Annotated in this window: 13 protein-coding genes; 5 read left to right on the top strand and 8 right to left on the bottom strand. The window is 61.7% G+C overall.

Annotated elements, in window-relative coordinates; genetic code table 11:
- The first annotated feature begins 189 nt into the window (after window positions 1-189).
- Both NKI15_RS13125 and NKI15_RS13120 read left to right on the top strand, forming a co-directional pair.
- Complete coding sequence (locus NKI15_RS13125; protein WP_023694057.1) at window positions 190-1,368, top strand: D-alanyl-D-alanine carboxypeptidase family protein; 1,179 nt, start codon at window positions 190-192, stop codon at window positions 1,366-1,368.
- Between the two features lie 3 nt (window positions 1,369-1,371).
- Entirely contained in the window at window positions 1,372-2,475 is a 1,104-nt protein-coding gene (locus NKI15_RS13120) for a CobW family GTP-binding protein (RefSeq protein WP_023686739.1), read from the top strand.
- A 3-nt stretch (window positions 2,476-2,478) separates the two neighbouring features.
- Here NKI15_RS13120 and NKI15_RS13115 read toward each other — a convergent pair whose 3' ends face one another.
- From NKI15_RS13115 to NKI15_RS13095, 5 genes are all read right to left on the bottom strand, one after another.
- Window positions 2,479-2,736 carry a sulfurtransferase TusA family protein gene (locus NKI15_RS13115; protein WP_352500691.1) on the bottom strand — a complete coding sequence of 86 codons (258 nt, stop codon included), beginning with the start codon at window positions 2,734-2,736 and terminating at the stop codon, window positions 2,479-2,481.
- 59 nt (window positions 2,737-2,795) lie between these two features.
- Window positions 2,796-4,091: a L,D-transpeptidase family protein gene (locus NKI15_RS13110; protein ID WP_023686738.1), complete on the bottom strand. Its 1,296-nt coding sequence runs from the start codon at window positions 4,089-4,091 to the stop codon at window positions 2,796-2,798.
- 234 nt (window positions 4,092-4,325) lie between these two features.
- Window positions 4,326-5,276 (bottom strand): acetyl-CoA carboxylase carboxyltransferase subunit alpha, encoded by a 951-nt coding sequence (locus NKI15_RS13105; protein WP_352886196.1) that lies wholly within the window; start codon window positions 5,274-5,276, stop codon window positions 4,326-4,328.
- A gap of 88 nt (window positions 5,277-5,364) precedes the next feature.
- Window positions 5,365-6,276, bottom strand: a complete 912-nt coding sequence (locus NKI15_RS13100) for a site-specific tyrosine recombinase XerD (protein ID WP_027050748.1) — start codon at window positions 6,274-6,276, stop codon at window positions 5,365-5,367.
- Between the two features lie 21 nt (window positions 6,277-6,297).
- On the bottom strand, window positions 6,298-6,450 hold the full coding sequence (locus NKI15_RS13095; protein ID WP_023670666.1) for a hypothetical protein: 153 nt from the start codon (window positions 6,448-6,450) through the stop codon (window positions 6,298-6,300).
- A 172-nt stretch (window positions 6,451-6,622) separates the two neighbouring features.
- Between NKI15_RS13095 and NKI15_RS13090 the strand changes: the two genes are divergently transcribed.
- Genes NKI15_RS13090 through NKI15_RS13080 form a run of 3 tightly spaced genes read left to right on the top strand, consistent with a single transcriptional unit; the run spans window position 6,623 to window position 9,257 of the window.
- Window positions 6,623-7,234 (top strand): shikimate kinase, encoded by a 612-nt coding sequence (locus NKI15_RS13090; RefSeq protein WP_023670667.1) that lies wholly within the window; start codon window positions 6,623-6,625, stop codon window positions 7,232-7,234.
- Complete coding sequence (aroB, locus tag NKI15_RS13085) at window positions 7,231-8,364, top strand: 3-dehydroquinate synthase (protein ID WP_023694054.1); 1,134 nt, start codon at window positions 7,231-7,233, stop codon at window positions 8,362-8,364. The genes NKI15_RS13090 and aroB overlap by 4 nt, the downstream gene beginning before the upstream one ends.
- A complete protein-coding gene (locus NKI15_RS13080) occupies window positions 8,361-9,257 on the top strand; it encodes an HlyC/CorC family transporter (protein WP_023670669.1) in 897 nt (298 codons plus the stop codon). Before aroB ends, NKI15_RS13080 begins: the two co-directional genes overlap by 4 nt.
- 41 nt (window positions 9,258-9,298) lie before the next feature.
- Here the strand turns inward: NKI15_RS13080 and NKI15_RS13075 are convergent, their stop codons facing one another.
- The 3 genes from NKI15_RS13075 to NKI15_RS13065 are packed head-to-tail and all read right to left on the bottom strand — an operon-like array spanning window position 9,299 to window position 14,133.
- Entirely contained in the window at window positions 9,299-10,849 is a 1,551-nt protein-coding gene (locus NKI15_RS13075; protein ID WP_023685369.1) for a SpoVR family protein, read from the bottom strand.
- A 9-nt stretch (window positions 10,850-10,858) separates the two neighbouring features.
- Window positions 10,859-12,166, bottom strand: a complete 1,308-nt coding sequence (locus NKI15_RS13070; protein WP_023685368.1) for a YeaH/YhbH family protein — start codon at window positions 12,164-12,166, stop codon at window positions 10,859-10,861.
- Window positions 12,167-12,183: 17 nt separating this feature from the next.
- Window positions 12,184-14,133 (bottom strand): PrkA family serine protein kinase, encoded by a 1,950-nt coding sequence (locus NKI15_RS13065; protein ID WP_023714986.1) that lies wholly within the window; start codon window positions 14,131-14,133, stop codon window positions 12,184-12,186.
- Between the last annotated feature and the right edge of the window lie 140 nt (window positions 14,134-14,273).

The raw sequence follows: 14,273 nt of genomic DNA, 5'->3' as shown, positions 1-14,273 counted from the left end.
ATTGCAATTGTGATTGCCATGCTTGTTGCCATCTTGGCACTTTGCCATCTTGGCGTCACATAGGGTAAATAGCACCCCAGACAATGTGATCCGGAAATTGAGGGCCGGATCAGGTCATGCTGGCCATCGCGTAACGAAATCTTACGGAGCCAGGGGCGACTACGGCAAGAGGCGATTTCGGATTCCATGATGCGGCACAGCCATATCCTCAAATTACTGCTAACGGGCGGCTTGGCGTTACCCATGCTGGCTGGGCCAGCTTTGGCCAATCCGGTGATCCTGTTCGACCTCAACAGCGGCAAGGTTCTGCAGCACCAGGACGCCTTCAAGCGCTGGTATCCCGCTTCGCTGAGCAAGCTGATGACCGCCTATGTCACCTTCCGGGCGATTGCCGCCGGCGAGGTCCAGCTCGATTCACCGATCAAGGTGACCAAGCATTCGGCGGGCGAACCGCCGAGCAAGATGGGCTTCAAGCCGGGCTCGGTGATGCGGCTCGACAATGCGTTGAAGATGATGCTGGTCAAATCGGCCAACGATATCGCCATGGCCATCGGCGAAAACATAGGCGGCTCGCAGGCCGGATTCGCCGTTCGCATGAATGCGGAGGCGGCGCGGCTCGGCATGACCGGAACGCATTTCGTCAATCCGAACGGACTGTTTTCGCCGGAGCAGTATACGACGGCGCGCGATCTTGCCCTGCTGGTGATGGCGATCCGCAAGGAATTCCCGCAATACGCCCCCTGGTTCTCGATCGAAGGCCTTGCCGTCGGCAAGAAGGCGATCTCCAACTACAATCTCTTGATCGGGCGCTATCCCGGCGCCGACGGCATGAAAACCGGGTTCGTCTGTCCCTCGGGCTTCAACATGATCGGCTCGGCGACACGCAATGGCCGCACGCTGGTCGCGGTCGTGCTCGGCGAAAAATCGGCGATCAGCCGTGCCGAGACCGCCGCCAGGCTGCTCGACCAGGGCTTTGCCACGCCCGACCCGAACTGGCTCACGGTCGCGGCCATGCCTTCCTATGGCGATACAATGTCACCCAACGACATGCATGATGAGATCTGCAGGAAGAAGGCGCCGCACGAGCAGTCCGAGGCGGCTCCGCCGGTGGCCGCGAAGGGTGCCGACGTGCCGAAATCGCCCTATCAGGAAAAGCTCGACCACGTGCCGACGCTGGTTGCCGTGGGCCTCGGCGGCGCCACCGGGCCGGCGCCGAAGGCGATGCTCGACCAGGGCGGCCAGGAATACGCCGATGTGCCGCTGCCGAGCTGGCGGCCAGACATTCCGGCGCCAAAGGGCGCCGAACCGGCCGTGGTGGGCCAGGCAACCGCGGTGCAGGGCGACCAGCTGGTCAAAGCCGCGAACTAGGCGATGGCTGGCTTTCCGATACCCGTCACGGTGGTCACCGGCTTCCTCGGCGCCGGCAAGACGACATTGCTCAACCGGCTGCTCAAAGATCCGGCACTGGTCGACACGGCCGTCATCATCAACGAATTCGGTGAGGTGGCGATCGACCACCTGCTGGTCGAGCAGGCCTCGGACGGCATCATCCAGCTGTCCGACGGCTGTCTGTGCTGCACGGTGCGCGGCGAACTGGTCGATACGCTGGCTGACCTCGTCGACCGGCTGCAGACCGGCCGTATCGCCCGCCTTGCCCGCGTCGTTGTCGAAACCACCGGGCTCGCCGATCCGGCGCCGGTGCTGCAGTCGATCATGGCGCATCCCGCCCTTGTGCAGGCCTTCCGACTTGATGGCGTCATCACGCTGGTCGACGCGGTCAACGGCAATGCGACGCTCGACGGCCATGTCGAGGCGGTCAAGCAGGTGGCGGTCGCCGATCGCATCGTGCTGACCAAGGTCGATCTGGCCAGCGATCCCGGCGACGTCGATGCTTTGCGAACGCGACTCCATCAGCTCAATCCAGGCGCCGTGGTGCTGGACGCCGGCGACGGCCGAACCGGCGTCACGGCGCTGTTCGATTGCGGCCTCTACAATCCGGCGACCAAATCCGCCGATGTCCGGCGCTGGCTCGGCGAAGAAGCCGCCCATGAGCACCACCATCATCATGATCATGACCACGGCGAGCATGAGCACCACCACCGCCACGATTCCCGCGTGCGCTCCTACTCGCTGGTCCATGACGGCCCGGTGCCGTTTTCGGCGATCGAGATGTTCCTCGACCTGCTGCGTTCTGCGCATGGCGACAAGCTTTTGCGGATGAAGGGCATCATCGAGCTTGCGGAGGACCCGTCGCGGCCGCTTGTCGTCCACGGGGTGCAGAAGATCCTGCACCCGCCGGCGCGGCTGCTGGCCTGGCCGGACGGCCAGCGCGGCACCAGGCTGGTGCTGATCACGCTCGATATGCCGGAAGACTATGTGCGCCGGCTGTTTTCCGCCTTCACCAACCGGCCGTCAATCGACACGCCGGATCGCGCGGCGCTGGAGAGCAATCCGCTGGCGATAGCCGGGGGCTGATTCTCAGGCTCGCTCTGCGCCGCGTTTGACCAGGAAGCGGTGGCCGCCGCTGACGGCTGACGTTTCAACCAGTTGGTGACCAGCGTCGGCGCAAAAGGCGGGGATGTCGATGACCGCCAGCGGGTCGGTGGTCTCCAGCCAAAGCCGGCTGCCCGGCTGCATTGCCGCCAGGCGTTTTTTCGCCTTGAGAACGGGCAGAGGGCAGTTCAGGCCCTTGAGGTCATAGATCGCGGTGTGATTTGTTTGTTTGTCTTCATGCATGTCTTTGTCCCAAAACCGCGGCGCACTTTTGGGCGGCATGCATCGGCAAGGCGAAAACCTCAGCCGCCGAACATGCCTAGCAGCTTGTTCTTGATCTTCGACATCCGGCTTTCGTCCGCCGGCGGTTCTGCAGGCGCCGCCTCGACGCTCGCAGTGGCGACCGGCTGCTGGGCGGCCTGCTTGGCTGCTTCCTTTTCGGCCAGCGCTTGGGCCTTTGCCGCTTGCTTTTCAGCCAGTGCCTGGGCCTTGGCGGCTTTCGCAGCCTCGATGGCAGCAACCCGCTGTTCCTCGGCCTTGCGCTTGGCTTCCTTCTCTGCGTCCAGCGCCGCCATCTTGCGGCCGGCGGGCGAATCGATGCGCCCCATGCGCGCCGTCTCGGTCAGCGTGCCGTCGGAATTCAGCGACGGCGGTTCGATCGGCACGCGCTCGCCCCGGGCGCGGCGCTTCGACCAGTCGGAAACGATGGCGGCTTCCTTGATGCCGGCAATGGTCGGCTTGGGCGCCGGCACGCTGGCTTTGACCGCGCCGGTGAAGGCCGCGTCATAGCTGCTTTGATAGGCGTTGAGTGCGCTCTTCAGCGAATCCGGCTGCGTGGTCGCCGGGCAGGCGCCGGTCGGATCGAATGTCGTGCCCTCAGGCGCCACCTGGTTGAAGACATAGCGCTTGTCGCAGACATCGACCTTCGGTGGCACCTTGGTGATCTCGAAATTGTCGTAACCGACCTTCAGCATCTTCCAGAACTCATAGTTCGGGTCGTTGCGGTAGCGCGCCATGTTGGCGGCGGTCATGCGGAACGGGAAGGCCTGGATCTGGAACTCGGTCTGGCCGCCCTGGAAGGCATCGCGACCAAAAGCGTAGATCTGCTCGATCTGCGGATCGGTCATCGAATAACAGCCCGACGACGAGCAGGCGCCGTGCACCATCAGATTGGCGCCGGTGCGGCCATTGGCACGGTCATAGGCGTTGGGATAGCCGATGTTGAAGGACAGATGATAGTTCGAGCGCGGATTCATCTGCGACGGGCGGACCGTATAGAAACCTTCCGGCGCCTGGCGGTCGCCCTCGGTGTATTTTGGGCCGAGCTTGCCCGACCATTTGCAGATGTCGTAGCTGGCGACCATCTCGTAGCGGCCGGTGGTCTTGGCCTTCCAGATTTCGAGCTTGCCTTCTTCCTTGAAGATGCGGGCCATCACCGACGAGGTGCGGATCATGCCCTTGGCCTTCATGTCGGCCAGGATCTTGTCCGGCAGCGGCTTGCTGGCTTCCGGCGCAAAATTCTTCATCGAGGAATCGTTGCAGCCGGCAACGCCAAGCGCGGCGATCAGAAGTCCAGTGCGGGCAAGCTTGGTAAACATGGATACGGCTATGTCTTTTTCTCGCGTCACGGCCGGATAGCGCCCGGGCCTGCATGCTGAACACCGACGGACCCTAAGCCCGTTAACCTTGAAAATTCCTTACCGCAAGCATCGGAAGGCGCCCCCCACGGCAATTCGCTCGGTGTCACGGATTTTTTATTGAGCCGAATGCGGCGGCATTTTTGTGGCGAAATTGCTCCTTGACGCCACATTGCGGTGCGCTGCCGGCAAAAATCAGAGGCTGCGGCCCATCGCCAGATATTTTTCGCGGCGCTGTTCGCGAAAATCGGTGTTGGCGCCGGCAAAATCCTTCATCGTCTTGGCGATGAGGTCGCCGGTGGCGGCGATCACCGTTTCGGGCGCGCGCTGGGCGCCGCCGAGCGGCTCGGCAATGATGGCGTCGATGATCTTCATTTCCAGAAGGTCCTGGGCGGTGATCTTCATGTTGGTCGCCGCATCTTTCGAGCGCGTGGTGTCGCGCCACAGGATCGAGGCAGCGCCTTCCGGCGAGATCACCGAATAGATGGCGTGTTCCAGCATGTAGACGCGGTTGGCGGTGGCGATCGCAATGGCGCCGCCCGAACCGCCTTCGCCGATTACAACCGAAATCGATGGCACTTTGAGGCCGAGGCAGGCCGAGGTTGAGCGGGCGATGGCTTCAGCCTGGCCGCGTTCCTCGGCGCCAACGCCGGGGTAAGCGCCGGCGGTGTCGACCAGCGTCAGAAGTGGGATCTGGAAACGGTCGGCAAGTTCCATCAGCCGCACGGCCTTGCGGTAGCCTTCAGGGCGCACCGAGCCGAAATTGTGCTTGAGCCGGCTCGCCGTGTCGGAGCCCTTTTCCTGGCCGATGACGGCCACCGGTTCGCCGCGGAAGCGGGCGAAGCCGCCGATGATCGCCTGGTCCTCGCCGAAATTGCGGTCGCCGGCGAGCGGCGTGAAATCGCTGAACAGACCCTTGATGTAGTCGAGGCAATGCGGCCTGTCGGTGTGGCGCGCGACCTGCACCTTCTGCCACGGCGTCAGCGCCTTGTAGATGTCGCGCAGCGCGTCGCGCACGCGCTTATCGAGCCGGCTGATTTCGTCGCCGACGTCGACCGCCTCGCCATTCTCGGCAAGCTTCTTCAGCTCGAGGATCTTGAGTTCAAGGTCCTGCACCGGCTTTTCGAAATCGAGGTAATTGTACATTCTTGAGCGGACCGATGCGTCGGAAGGCAAACATCGCGCAGATGTAGGCTCCGCGCGGGCACGTTGCCCTCACATAGCGATATGAGGCCTAGTCGGCAAGCGGATGATGATCGTTGACCAGCCGCACCAACCGCTCTTCCAGCACATGCGTGTAAATCTGCGTGGTCGAGATATCGGCGTGGCCGAGCAGCTGCTGCACCGCCCTGAGATCGGCGCCGTTCTGCAGGAGATGGCTGGCGAAAGCATGGCGCAGCACATGCGGCGAAATTTTCGCCGCCGATATGCCGGCCCGCGCGGCAAGGCCTTTGAGATCGCGGGCAAAGACCTGCCGGGAGAGAAAGCCGCTGTCGCCGGCGGCCGGGAAGAGAAACGGGCTGTCGGCGAAAGCCGGCACCGTGGCCCGGGCTGTGAGCCAAGCCCGCATCGCCGTGCGGGCCTTGGCCGACAGCGGCACCATGCGCTCCTTGTCGCCCTTGCCGCGCACCATGAAGAAGCGGTCGTCGCGCTGGGCGACGGTCACCGGCAGGCCGACTAGTTCGGAGACGCGCAAGCCGGTGGCATAGAGCACCTCCACCAAAGCGTGCAGGCGCAGTGCAGCCACCCGGTCACCATTGACGGCATCGCCTGTCTCAAGCGCGGCGCGGTCGAGCAGCCGACCGGTATCGGCCTCGCTCATCGTCTTGGGCAGCGGCCGGCCCTTTTTCGGACTGTCCAGCGTGCCGGTCGGGTCGTCGCCGCGCAAGCCCTCGGCGTAGAGAAACTTGAAGAACTGGCGGATCGCCGACAGTTTGCGCGCCTGCGACGTCGACGCAAAGCCGCGCGCCGCGATATCGTCGAGATAGGCGCGGATGTCGGCTGCGGCGGCAGCGGCAAGCCCGCCGGCAATCTGCTGCGAAGCGTCTTCGAGATCACGGCGGTAGGAAGACAGCGTGTTTGCAGCGGCACCGCGTTCGGCGCTCATCATCTCGAGAAAGGCTTCGATGCGAGCCGCGCTGTTCATGTTCCAGGGGTCAGTTTTGGGTCAGTTTTTCTTGGGGTTCAGCTTTTCCGGTGGAATGCGCACGGTGATTTCGGCTTTTTTCGGCTCGACGAACATCGCCAACGCCACCATCGTACCATAGGCAATGCCGGCAAGAATCATCATCGTCACGACAAAGCGGAACAGTGTCGGCATCAATCTTCGCCCGTCTTCTTGCTCTGCGATTCCAAGCCCTGTGTCCTTATGGGACGCTAATTCCGTCAATTCAAGGACGAAGGGCTCTGCGTGCGAAAGGCGCTGTGCTTGACGCAAACGGGCTTTTGATGTCGATACGCCGGCAAAGACGGCTTAGAAACAGCATGGTCTCATGAACGCGTTACCAGCAAATCCTCCCGGCGATAGCCATGCCGCGCTGCTCGACAGGCTGGGCAGCCGCTCGATCGTCTTTGTCGGCCTGATGGGCGCCGGAAAGACGGCGATCGGCCGCAAGGTGGCGACGATGCTGTCGCTGCCCTTCGTCGACAGCGACCAGGAGATCGAAACCGTGTCGCGCATGACGGTGCCGGAACTGTTCGAACGCTATGGCGAGACCGAATTCCGGGCATTGGAGCAGCGCGTCATCCTGCGCGTGCTGGAGAGTGGGCCGCAGGTGCTGTCGACCGGCGGCGGCGCGTTCATGAATGCGCAGACGCGGGAAGCGATCGCCGGGCATGGCGTGTCGGTGTGGCTGAAGGCCGAGATCGACCTATTGATGGAACGCGTGTCCAAGAAGCAGAACCGGCCGTTGCTCAAAAGCGCCGATCCGCGCGCCGTGCTCGAGCGACTGATGGGCGAGCGCTACCCGGTCTATGCCACGTCCAACATCACCGTGCCGACACGCGACGACCGCAAGGAGGTCATTGCGACGGAGGTTGTCGACGCGCTGTGCGGGCATTTCGGCATTCCGGCTCCGACTGCGCCAGGCGAGGTGCGGCTGTGAGCGAACCGGTCACTGTCGAGGTCGGCCTTGGCGAGCGTGCCTATGACATCCTGATCGGCCCTGGCCTTTTGGCGCGCGCCGGCGCCGAGATTTCGCGCCGCCTGCCCGGCACGAGGGCGGCGGTGGTCACCGACGACAATGTCGCGGCGGCACATCTCGACGCGCTGAAGGCCGGTCTGGAAACAGGCGGCATCCAGCCTGCCGTCATCACTTTGCCGGCCGGCGAAAAGACCAAGAGCTTTGCCCATCTCGAAGAGGTGGTCGACGGCGTGCTCGCCGCCAAGCTGGAGCGCGGCGATGTCGTCATTGCGCTCGGCGGTGGCGTCATCGGCGACCTGACCGGCTTTGCCGCCGGCATCGTGCGCCGCGGCATGAATTTCGTCCAGATTCCAACCTCGCTGCTGGCGCAGGTCGATTCCTCGGTCGGTGGCAAAACCGGCATCAACAGTCCGCGCGGCAAGAATCTGGTCGGCGTCTTCCATCAGCCGAAGCTGGTGCTGGCCGACACCGAAGTGCTCGACACGCTGCCGATCCGCGAATTTCGCGCCGGCTATGCCGAGCTTGCCAAATACGGGTTGATCGACCGACCGGCGTTTTTCGCCTGGCTGGAAGCGAACTGGGAAAAGGTGTTCGCCGGTGGTGCGGAACGGGCGGAGGCGATTGCCGAGGCCTGCCGCGCCAAAGCCGATGTCGTCGCCCGCGACGAGTTCGAAACCGGCGACCGCGCACTGCTCAATCTTGGCCACACGTTCGGCCATGCGCTGGAAGGCGCCACACAGTATGATGGCGCCCGCCTCGTCCATGGCGAAGGCGTCGCCATCGGCATGGCGCTGGCGCACCGCTTTTCCGCAAGGCTCAATCTGGCCAGCCCGGACGACGCGGCGCGCGTGGAGGCGCATCTTCGCGCCGTCGGTCTACCCTGGCGGATGGCCGACATCCCTGGTGAGTTGCCCGATGCCGAGGCGCTGCTTGGCTTCATCACCCAGGACAAGAAAGTGTCGCGCGGCGCGCTGACCTTCATCCTCACGCGCGGCGTTGGCCAGGCTTTTATTGCCAAGGATGTACCGGCGTCGGAAGTGCTTTCGTTCCTCAGGGAGAACCACCCGGGCCAGGAAAGCCGGCAGCGATGATCAACGAGCCCGGCTGGACCGTCGTCGCCGTCCTTGCCATCCTCATCCTGCTGGTCCTGGCCGTGCGTACGCGCCTGCTTGCCATGTTCGGCTATGAGCTGTCGCGCATCGAGCCGCAGCGCTCGACACAGGACGAGTTGCGCGGCGCGGTCGACGATTTCCGCCGCGACGGCCAGATGGTGCGTGAGGACCGCGACCGCGTCGGCGGGCTGTTCGATCTCGCCGAGCTCGAAGTCTCCGACATCATGGTCCACCGCACCAATATGCGCTCGGTCAATGCCGACAATGGGCCGGAAGCGGTGGTGCGCGAGATCCTGCAAAGCCCGCACACCCGCATGCCGTTGTGGAAAGGCTCTCTCGACAACATTGTCGGCGTGCTGCACGCCAAGGACCTGCTGCGAGCGCTGAACGAGGTCGGCAACGACTTTTCCCGGATCGACGTGATGAAGATCGCTTCGAAGCCTTGGTTCGTGCCCGACACCACGACGCTGCAGGAACAGCTCAACGCCTTCCTGCGCGCCAAGGCGCATTTCGCTATCGTCGTCGACGAATATGGCGAGGTCGAAGGGCTGGTGACGCTGGAGGACATTATCGAGGAGATCGTTGGCGAGATCGCCGACGAGCACGATGTAGACATTCAGGGCGTGAAGCAGGAGGCGGACGGTTCCGTGGTCGTCGACGGCACCGTGCCGATCCGCGATCTCAACCGGGCGCTCGACTGGAACCTGCCTGACGAGGAAGCGACCACCATTGCCGGCCTGGTCATCCACGAGACGCAGTCGATCCCCGAGGAAAAGCAGGCTTTCACCTTCCACGGCAAGCGCTTCGTGGTGATGAAGCGCGACAAAAACCGGATCGCCAGAATCAGGATCAGGCCGGCGGGCGAATCTTAAAGGTACCGAGCAGGCCCGCCACATGACGCTCTTTGCCGAGCTTATGCCGCGATCTGGCTCGTAGACCGTTCGTGGATGGTCGCACCGGTTTGAGCGTCAACTGCGACCAGGCTGACCTCGTAGCCCCAGAGGCTGCGGACATGGCGCAGCGTCGCGTCACGGCTGGCCCCTTCGAGCACAACACCATCCTTTACCCTGTGTTGCAGTCGCAACTGCCGGTCGCCGAGCAGGTCGACATCAATCACCTGGATGTCCGGCCGATTCGCTCCAAGGTCGTAACCGTGGGCTAGCTCGGCCCGTATCTTGTGATAGCCACGTTCGTTGTGGATCGAGGCGACTTCGAAATGCGGTTGGTCGGCTCCATCGCCAAGCACGAAGAACCGCCATTTTCGGATCAAGCTCGGGCTGAGGTACTGGCGGATAAAGGATTCGTCGCGGTGGTTGGCCCAGGCCTCAAGCAGGACCTCGCGCCAGTTGCCATGTCCTGCAATGTCCGGGAACCAGTCGCGGTCCTCCGCCGTCGGCTCGGTCGAAATGCGCTGTATGTCCTGCATCATGTCGAGGCCGAGGGCATAGGGATTGATGCCTGAAAACCGGGGATCGTCAAAGGCCGGCTGGAAGATCACGTTCGAATGGTTGCGCAGGATTTCGAGCATGGCACCTTCGCCGATCCGGCCGCGATCGAATAGCATGTTCATGAGCGTATAATGCACGAAGGTGGCGCAGCCTTCATTCATGACTTGAGTCTGTCGCTGCGGGTAGAAATATTGCGCGATGACGCGGACGATCCTGATGATCTCGCGCTGCCAGGGTTCCAGGATCAGGCTGTTCTTCTCGAGGAAATAAAGGAGGTTTTCCTCGGGAAGGTTGAGCGATCTCTTGCGCTCCGCCATCCCTTGATCCTCATTGCCGGACTTGTTTTTGTTCTGCGACGGCGGCAGCGTGCGCCACAGATCGTTGTAGGAGCGCTCTTCGTATTCGAGGCGCTCGCGAAGCCCTTCGCGCTGTCGCTCCGACGAGAGCTTTGGCGGCCGGTGGTAGCGGAACACCCCTTGTTCCATCAGCGCATGGGCGGAATCGAGAATAGCCTCCACTGCTGCAAGGCCGTGCCGCTCCTCGCACCGGGCGATGTAGCCCTTGGCGAAGTCCAGATAACCCAGGATTGCCCCGGCATCGGTCCATTGCTGAAACAGATGATTGTTCTTGAAGAAATGATTGTGGCCAAGCGCCGCGTGGGCCGTCACAAGGGCCTGCAAGGCCATGGTGTTTTCCTCCATGAGGTAGACGATGCAGGGATTGGAGTTGATGACCAGTTCATAGGCCAGCCCCCGACCACCCTTACGGTAAAGAAGCTCCTGGTGAAGGAAATGTTTGCCGAACGACCAATGCCGATACATCAGTGGCATGCCGATAGATGAGTAGGCGTCGAGCATCTGCTGGGAGGAGATTATCTCCATCTGGACCGGGTAAGTATCGAGATGCAACTCGTCGACCGCGATCGCCTCGATCTCTTCAAAAGCCCGCGATAATTTCTCGAAATTCCAGTCGGAACCGGAAAACAACAAATTCGTTTCGTTGGCTCGCCTGACCATCTCTCTCTCTCAAGCGCTCTTGATGGCCACCGGCTGCCTGGCGAAGAGCCGGTGGAAGACCGGGTAAATATCCGCGGGAGCAGCGATGCGGCTCATCTGGAAGTTGGGCCATTTCAGCTCGATCGTACTGTAGGCGCGCCAAAGCGACGTCCCGTTTTCGGTAGCACCGAATATGTGGCTCTCGCGTTCGTCGATGATCTCGACATAGGCGAAATACTGGCACAGGCGCATGAGCTTGCCGTTCATGAGCTCTATGCATCGCTCGGAATCGGTGGTGAAATTGTCCCCGTCAGAGGCCTGCGCGGCGTAAATGTTCCACTCGCTGGCAGGATAGCGCTGGCCGATAATGCGGTGCATTTCGTCGAGCGCGGTGGAGACGATCGTACCGCCGCTCTGCGTGTTGTAGAAGAACGTGTCCTCATCCACTTCGTGCGCCTCATGGGTATGGCGGATGAAGACGATCTCCGTGCGTTCGTAGCGCCGTTTCAAGAACAGGTGCAGCAGCACGAAGAAGCGTTTGGCCAAGTCCTTTTCGCGTTGGCCCATCGATCCGGACACGTCCATAAGGCAGAACATGACGGCATTGGCATTCGGCACCGGCCGGGCGTCGAAGCGGTTGAATCGGATATCGACCGGATCGACAAAGGCAATTCGCCTGCGCCGTCGCTCCAGCCGGTCAAGCTCGTCGCGTAATTCCGCGATGCGCTGGCGCACCGCCGCGCCGGCCGGGGCCGACTCAAGCGTGACGATTTCCCGGAGGATCGCCTCCAGTTCCTGCTGCGTGGGGCGCCTCAGCGCAATGCGCCGGCCTAGGCTGTTGCGCATGGTGCGGCCGGCATTGATGTTGGTCGGGGAACCGGTTGCCGCGAAGCCGGCCCGGCGCGGCTTGAAGGCAAGGATTTCCTTGAGATTGAGCTTAACCAGGTCGGGCAGTTCGAGATCCTCAAAAAAGAGTTCGAGCACCTCCTCGCGTGACAGCACGAAACGAAAATCGTCTTCCGACGCCGTGTTTCCTGGCGACGACGCCGCGCCGCCCCCATGCGGCTTCGGGAGCAGGTCTCCAGGGGAAAAATGCCTGTTGCCCGGAAGGATGTGTCGGCGCCGTCCGCTGGCCCTGTCATCGTTGAAGCTCGGCTCGGCCGTTTTCCTTTCAGGCATGGGCACGGCGTGCTCGGTATCCACGTCGGCGATCCTGCCAGTGCGGATTTGATCGCGAATGCTCCGCTTCAACTCCTCGCGAGCACGCCTGAGGAAGCGTTGTCGATTGCCAAGGCTCTTGTCCTTGGGGTTCAGGCGACGGTCGATGAAGATCGGCATGGAACCATCCGGCTCTGTCAACCCGCCTTGTTCACCCGCATGTACCAGTCCACCAGCCGGCGTACCTGCCGTTCTGTGTAGCCACGCTCGATCATGCGCTGCACGAATTCGTTGTGGCGCTTTTCCGTAACGCTGTCTTGCTTGGAGCCGAAGCTGATCACCGGCAAGAGGTCCTCGACCTGTCCGAACATCCGCTTCTCGATGACCTCGCGCAGTTTTTCATAGCTGGTCCATGACGGGTTGCGGCCGTGGTTTCTTGCGCGAGCGCGCAGAGTGAACTTCACCACCTCGTTACGGAAGTCCTTGGGATTGGCGATGCCTGCCGGTTTCTCGACCTGCGAAAGTTCGTTGTCCAGGATCTCCCGGTTGAGGATCTGGCCGGTGTCGGGGTCCTTGTAGTCCTGGTCCTCAATCCAGGCATCCGCATAGGCGATGTAGCGGTCGAAGAGGTTCTGGCCGTATTCGCTATAGGACTCCAGATAGGCCTTCTGGATTTCGTGGCCGATGAACTCGGCGTAGCGCGCCGCAAGCTCCGACTTGATGAATTCAAGATAGGCCGCTTCCGTTTCCTTCGGGAACTGCTCCCGCTTGATCGCCTCCTCCAGAATGTACATCAGATGCACAGGATCCGCGGCCACCTCCTCATTATCGAAGTTGAATGTCTGCGAAAGGATCTTAAAGGCAAAGCGCGTGCTGACGCCCGTCATGCCTTCATCGACGCCGGCGGCGTCGCGATATTCTTGGACCGACTTTGCCCTGGGATCGACTTCCTTCAGATTTTCGCCGTCATAGGCGCGCATCTTGGTGTAGAGCGGCGAGTTGTCGTGCTCGGCCAAGCGCGTCGAAACTGCAAAGCGGCTGAGGATGTCCAAAACTTCAGGGGCACAGGGGCTGGCGGCCAACTCGCTCTCACGCAGCAATTTCTCATAGATCTGCCTCTCTTCGGTGATCCGCAGGCAATAGGGTACCTTGACCACCAGGATGCGATCGAGAAACGCCTCATTGTTCTTGTTGCTCTTGAACTGTTGCCATTCCGACTCGTTGGAATGGGCGACGATGATCCCCTGGTAGGGAAAGGCGCCGAAATTTTCAGTGCCGTTGTAGCTGCCTTCCTGTGTTGCGGTCAGCAGCGGATGCAAAACCTTGATGGGTGCCTTGAACATCTCGACGAATTCAAGCAGACCTTGCGTGGTCCGGTTCAGGCCACCGCTATAGGAATAGGCATCGGGGTCGGACTGGCTAAAATTTTCCAATTGCCTGATGTCGACCTTGCCGACCAGGGCCGAGACATCCTGATTGTTCTCATCGCCAGGTTCGGTCTTGGCAATGCCGATCTGGCGCAGCCGCGAAGGCATCAGCTTGACGACGCTGAATTTGGAGATGTCGCCAGACAATTCGTCGAGGCGCTTGGCCGCCCATGGCGAAATCAATCCGTTCAGCCGGCGCCGGGCTATGCCGTATTTATCCTCTAGCAGATCACCCATGTGATCGGGATGGAACAGCCCAAGCGGCGACTCGAAAACCGGGCTGATCTGGTTGCCGACCTTCAGCGTGTAGATCGGGCGCTGCTCCATCAGTTTCTTCAGGCGCTCGGCCAGAGAGGATTTGCCGCCGCCGACCGGGCCGAGGAGATAGAGGATCTGCTTGCGTTCTTCGAGCCCCTGCGAGGCATAGCGGAAATACCCGGCTATGCGCTCGATCGTATCCTCCATTCCATAGAAGTCGGAAAAATGAGGGTAGACCTTGAGGGTCCGATTCGAGAAAATGCGGCCGAGCCGCTCGTCTTTGCTGGTGTCAACCAGTTTTGGTTCGCCGATTGCGTCGACCATCCTTTCGGGAGCCGAAGCGTACATCGATTTGTCTTCCCGACAGGCAAGAAGATACTGTTGGATGCTGACCTCTTCGTCCGCCGCATTGGCATAAATTTCCGAAAAAAGATCGAAGACGTCGGATTGGGTTGCACGCATGATGTTCTGCCCTCGGAGCCGATCTGGATTCCAATCGCCTCATCACCTTCAACTGTCGGAAAGCATTGTTGGTTCCCTTCACATGAAGGAGAGTGGCTGCAATCCGGGTAGAAGGCTTGGGAGGAAACATTCGGAGTGGC

Origin of the sequence: Mesorhizobium sp. M0862, assembly GCF_040319795.1 — a bacterium.
Classification (GTDB): Bacteria; Pseudomonadota; Alphaproteobacteria; order Rhizobiales; family Rhizobiaceae; genus Mesorhizobium.
Note: the sequence above shows the minus strand (reverse complement) of the source record. Positions and strands in the feature narration are given on the sequence as shown.

Excerpts from the sequence above, each read along its gene's own strand:
- NKI15_RS13075 (WP_023685369.1), bottom strand. The coding sequence starts at position 10,849 with ATGGTCAGGCGAGCCAACGAAACGAATTTGTTGTTTTCCGGTTCCGAC.
- NKI15_RS13125 (WP_023694057.1), top strand. The coding sequence starts at position 190 with ATGCGGCACAGCCATATCCTCAAATTACTGCTAACGGGCGGCTTGGCG.
- NKI15_RS13080 (WP_023670669.1), top strand. The coding sequence starts at position 8,361 with ATGATCAACGAGCCCGGCTGGACCGTCGTCGCCGTCCTTGCCATCCTC.
- NKI15_RS13105 (WP_352886196.1), bottom strand. The coding sequence starts at position 5,276 with ATGTACAATTACCTCGATTTCGAAAAGCCGGTGCAGGACCTTGAACTC.
- NKI15_RS13095 (WP_023670666.1), bottom strand. The coding sequence starts at position 6,450 with ATGCCGACACTGTTCCGCTTTGTCGTGACGATGATGATTCTTGCCGGC.
- NKI15_RS13110 (WP_023686738.1), bottom strand. The coding sequence starts at position 4,091 with ATGTTTACCAAGCTTGCCCGCACTGGACTTCTGATCGCCGCGCTTGGC.
- NKI15_RS13115 (WP_352500691.1), bottom strand. The coding sequence starts at position 2,736 with ATGCATGAAGACAAACAAACAAATCACACCGCGATCTATGACCTCAAG.
- NKI15_RS13100 (WP_027050748.1), bottom strand. The coding sequence starts at position 6,276 with ATGAACAGCGCGGCTCGCATCGAAGCCTTTCTCGAGATGATGAGCGCC.
- NKI15_RS13120 (WP_023686739.1), top strand. The coding sequence starts at position 1,372 with ATGGCTGGCTTTCCGATACCCGTCACGGTGGTCACCGGCTTCCTCGGC.
- NKI15_RS13065 (WP_023714986.1), bottom strand. The coding sequence starts at position 14,133 with ATGCGTGCAACCCAATCCGACGTCTTCGATCTTTTTTCGGAAATTTAT.
- NKI15_RS13070 (WP_023685368.1), bottom strand. The coding sequence starts at position 12,166 with ATGCCGATCTTCATCGACCGTCGCCTGAACCCCAAGGACAAGAGCCTT.
- NKI15_RS13090 (WP_023670667.1), top strand. The coding sequence starts at position 6,623 with ATGAACGCGTTACCAGCAAATCCTCCCGGCGATAGCCATGCCGCGCTG.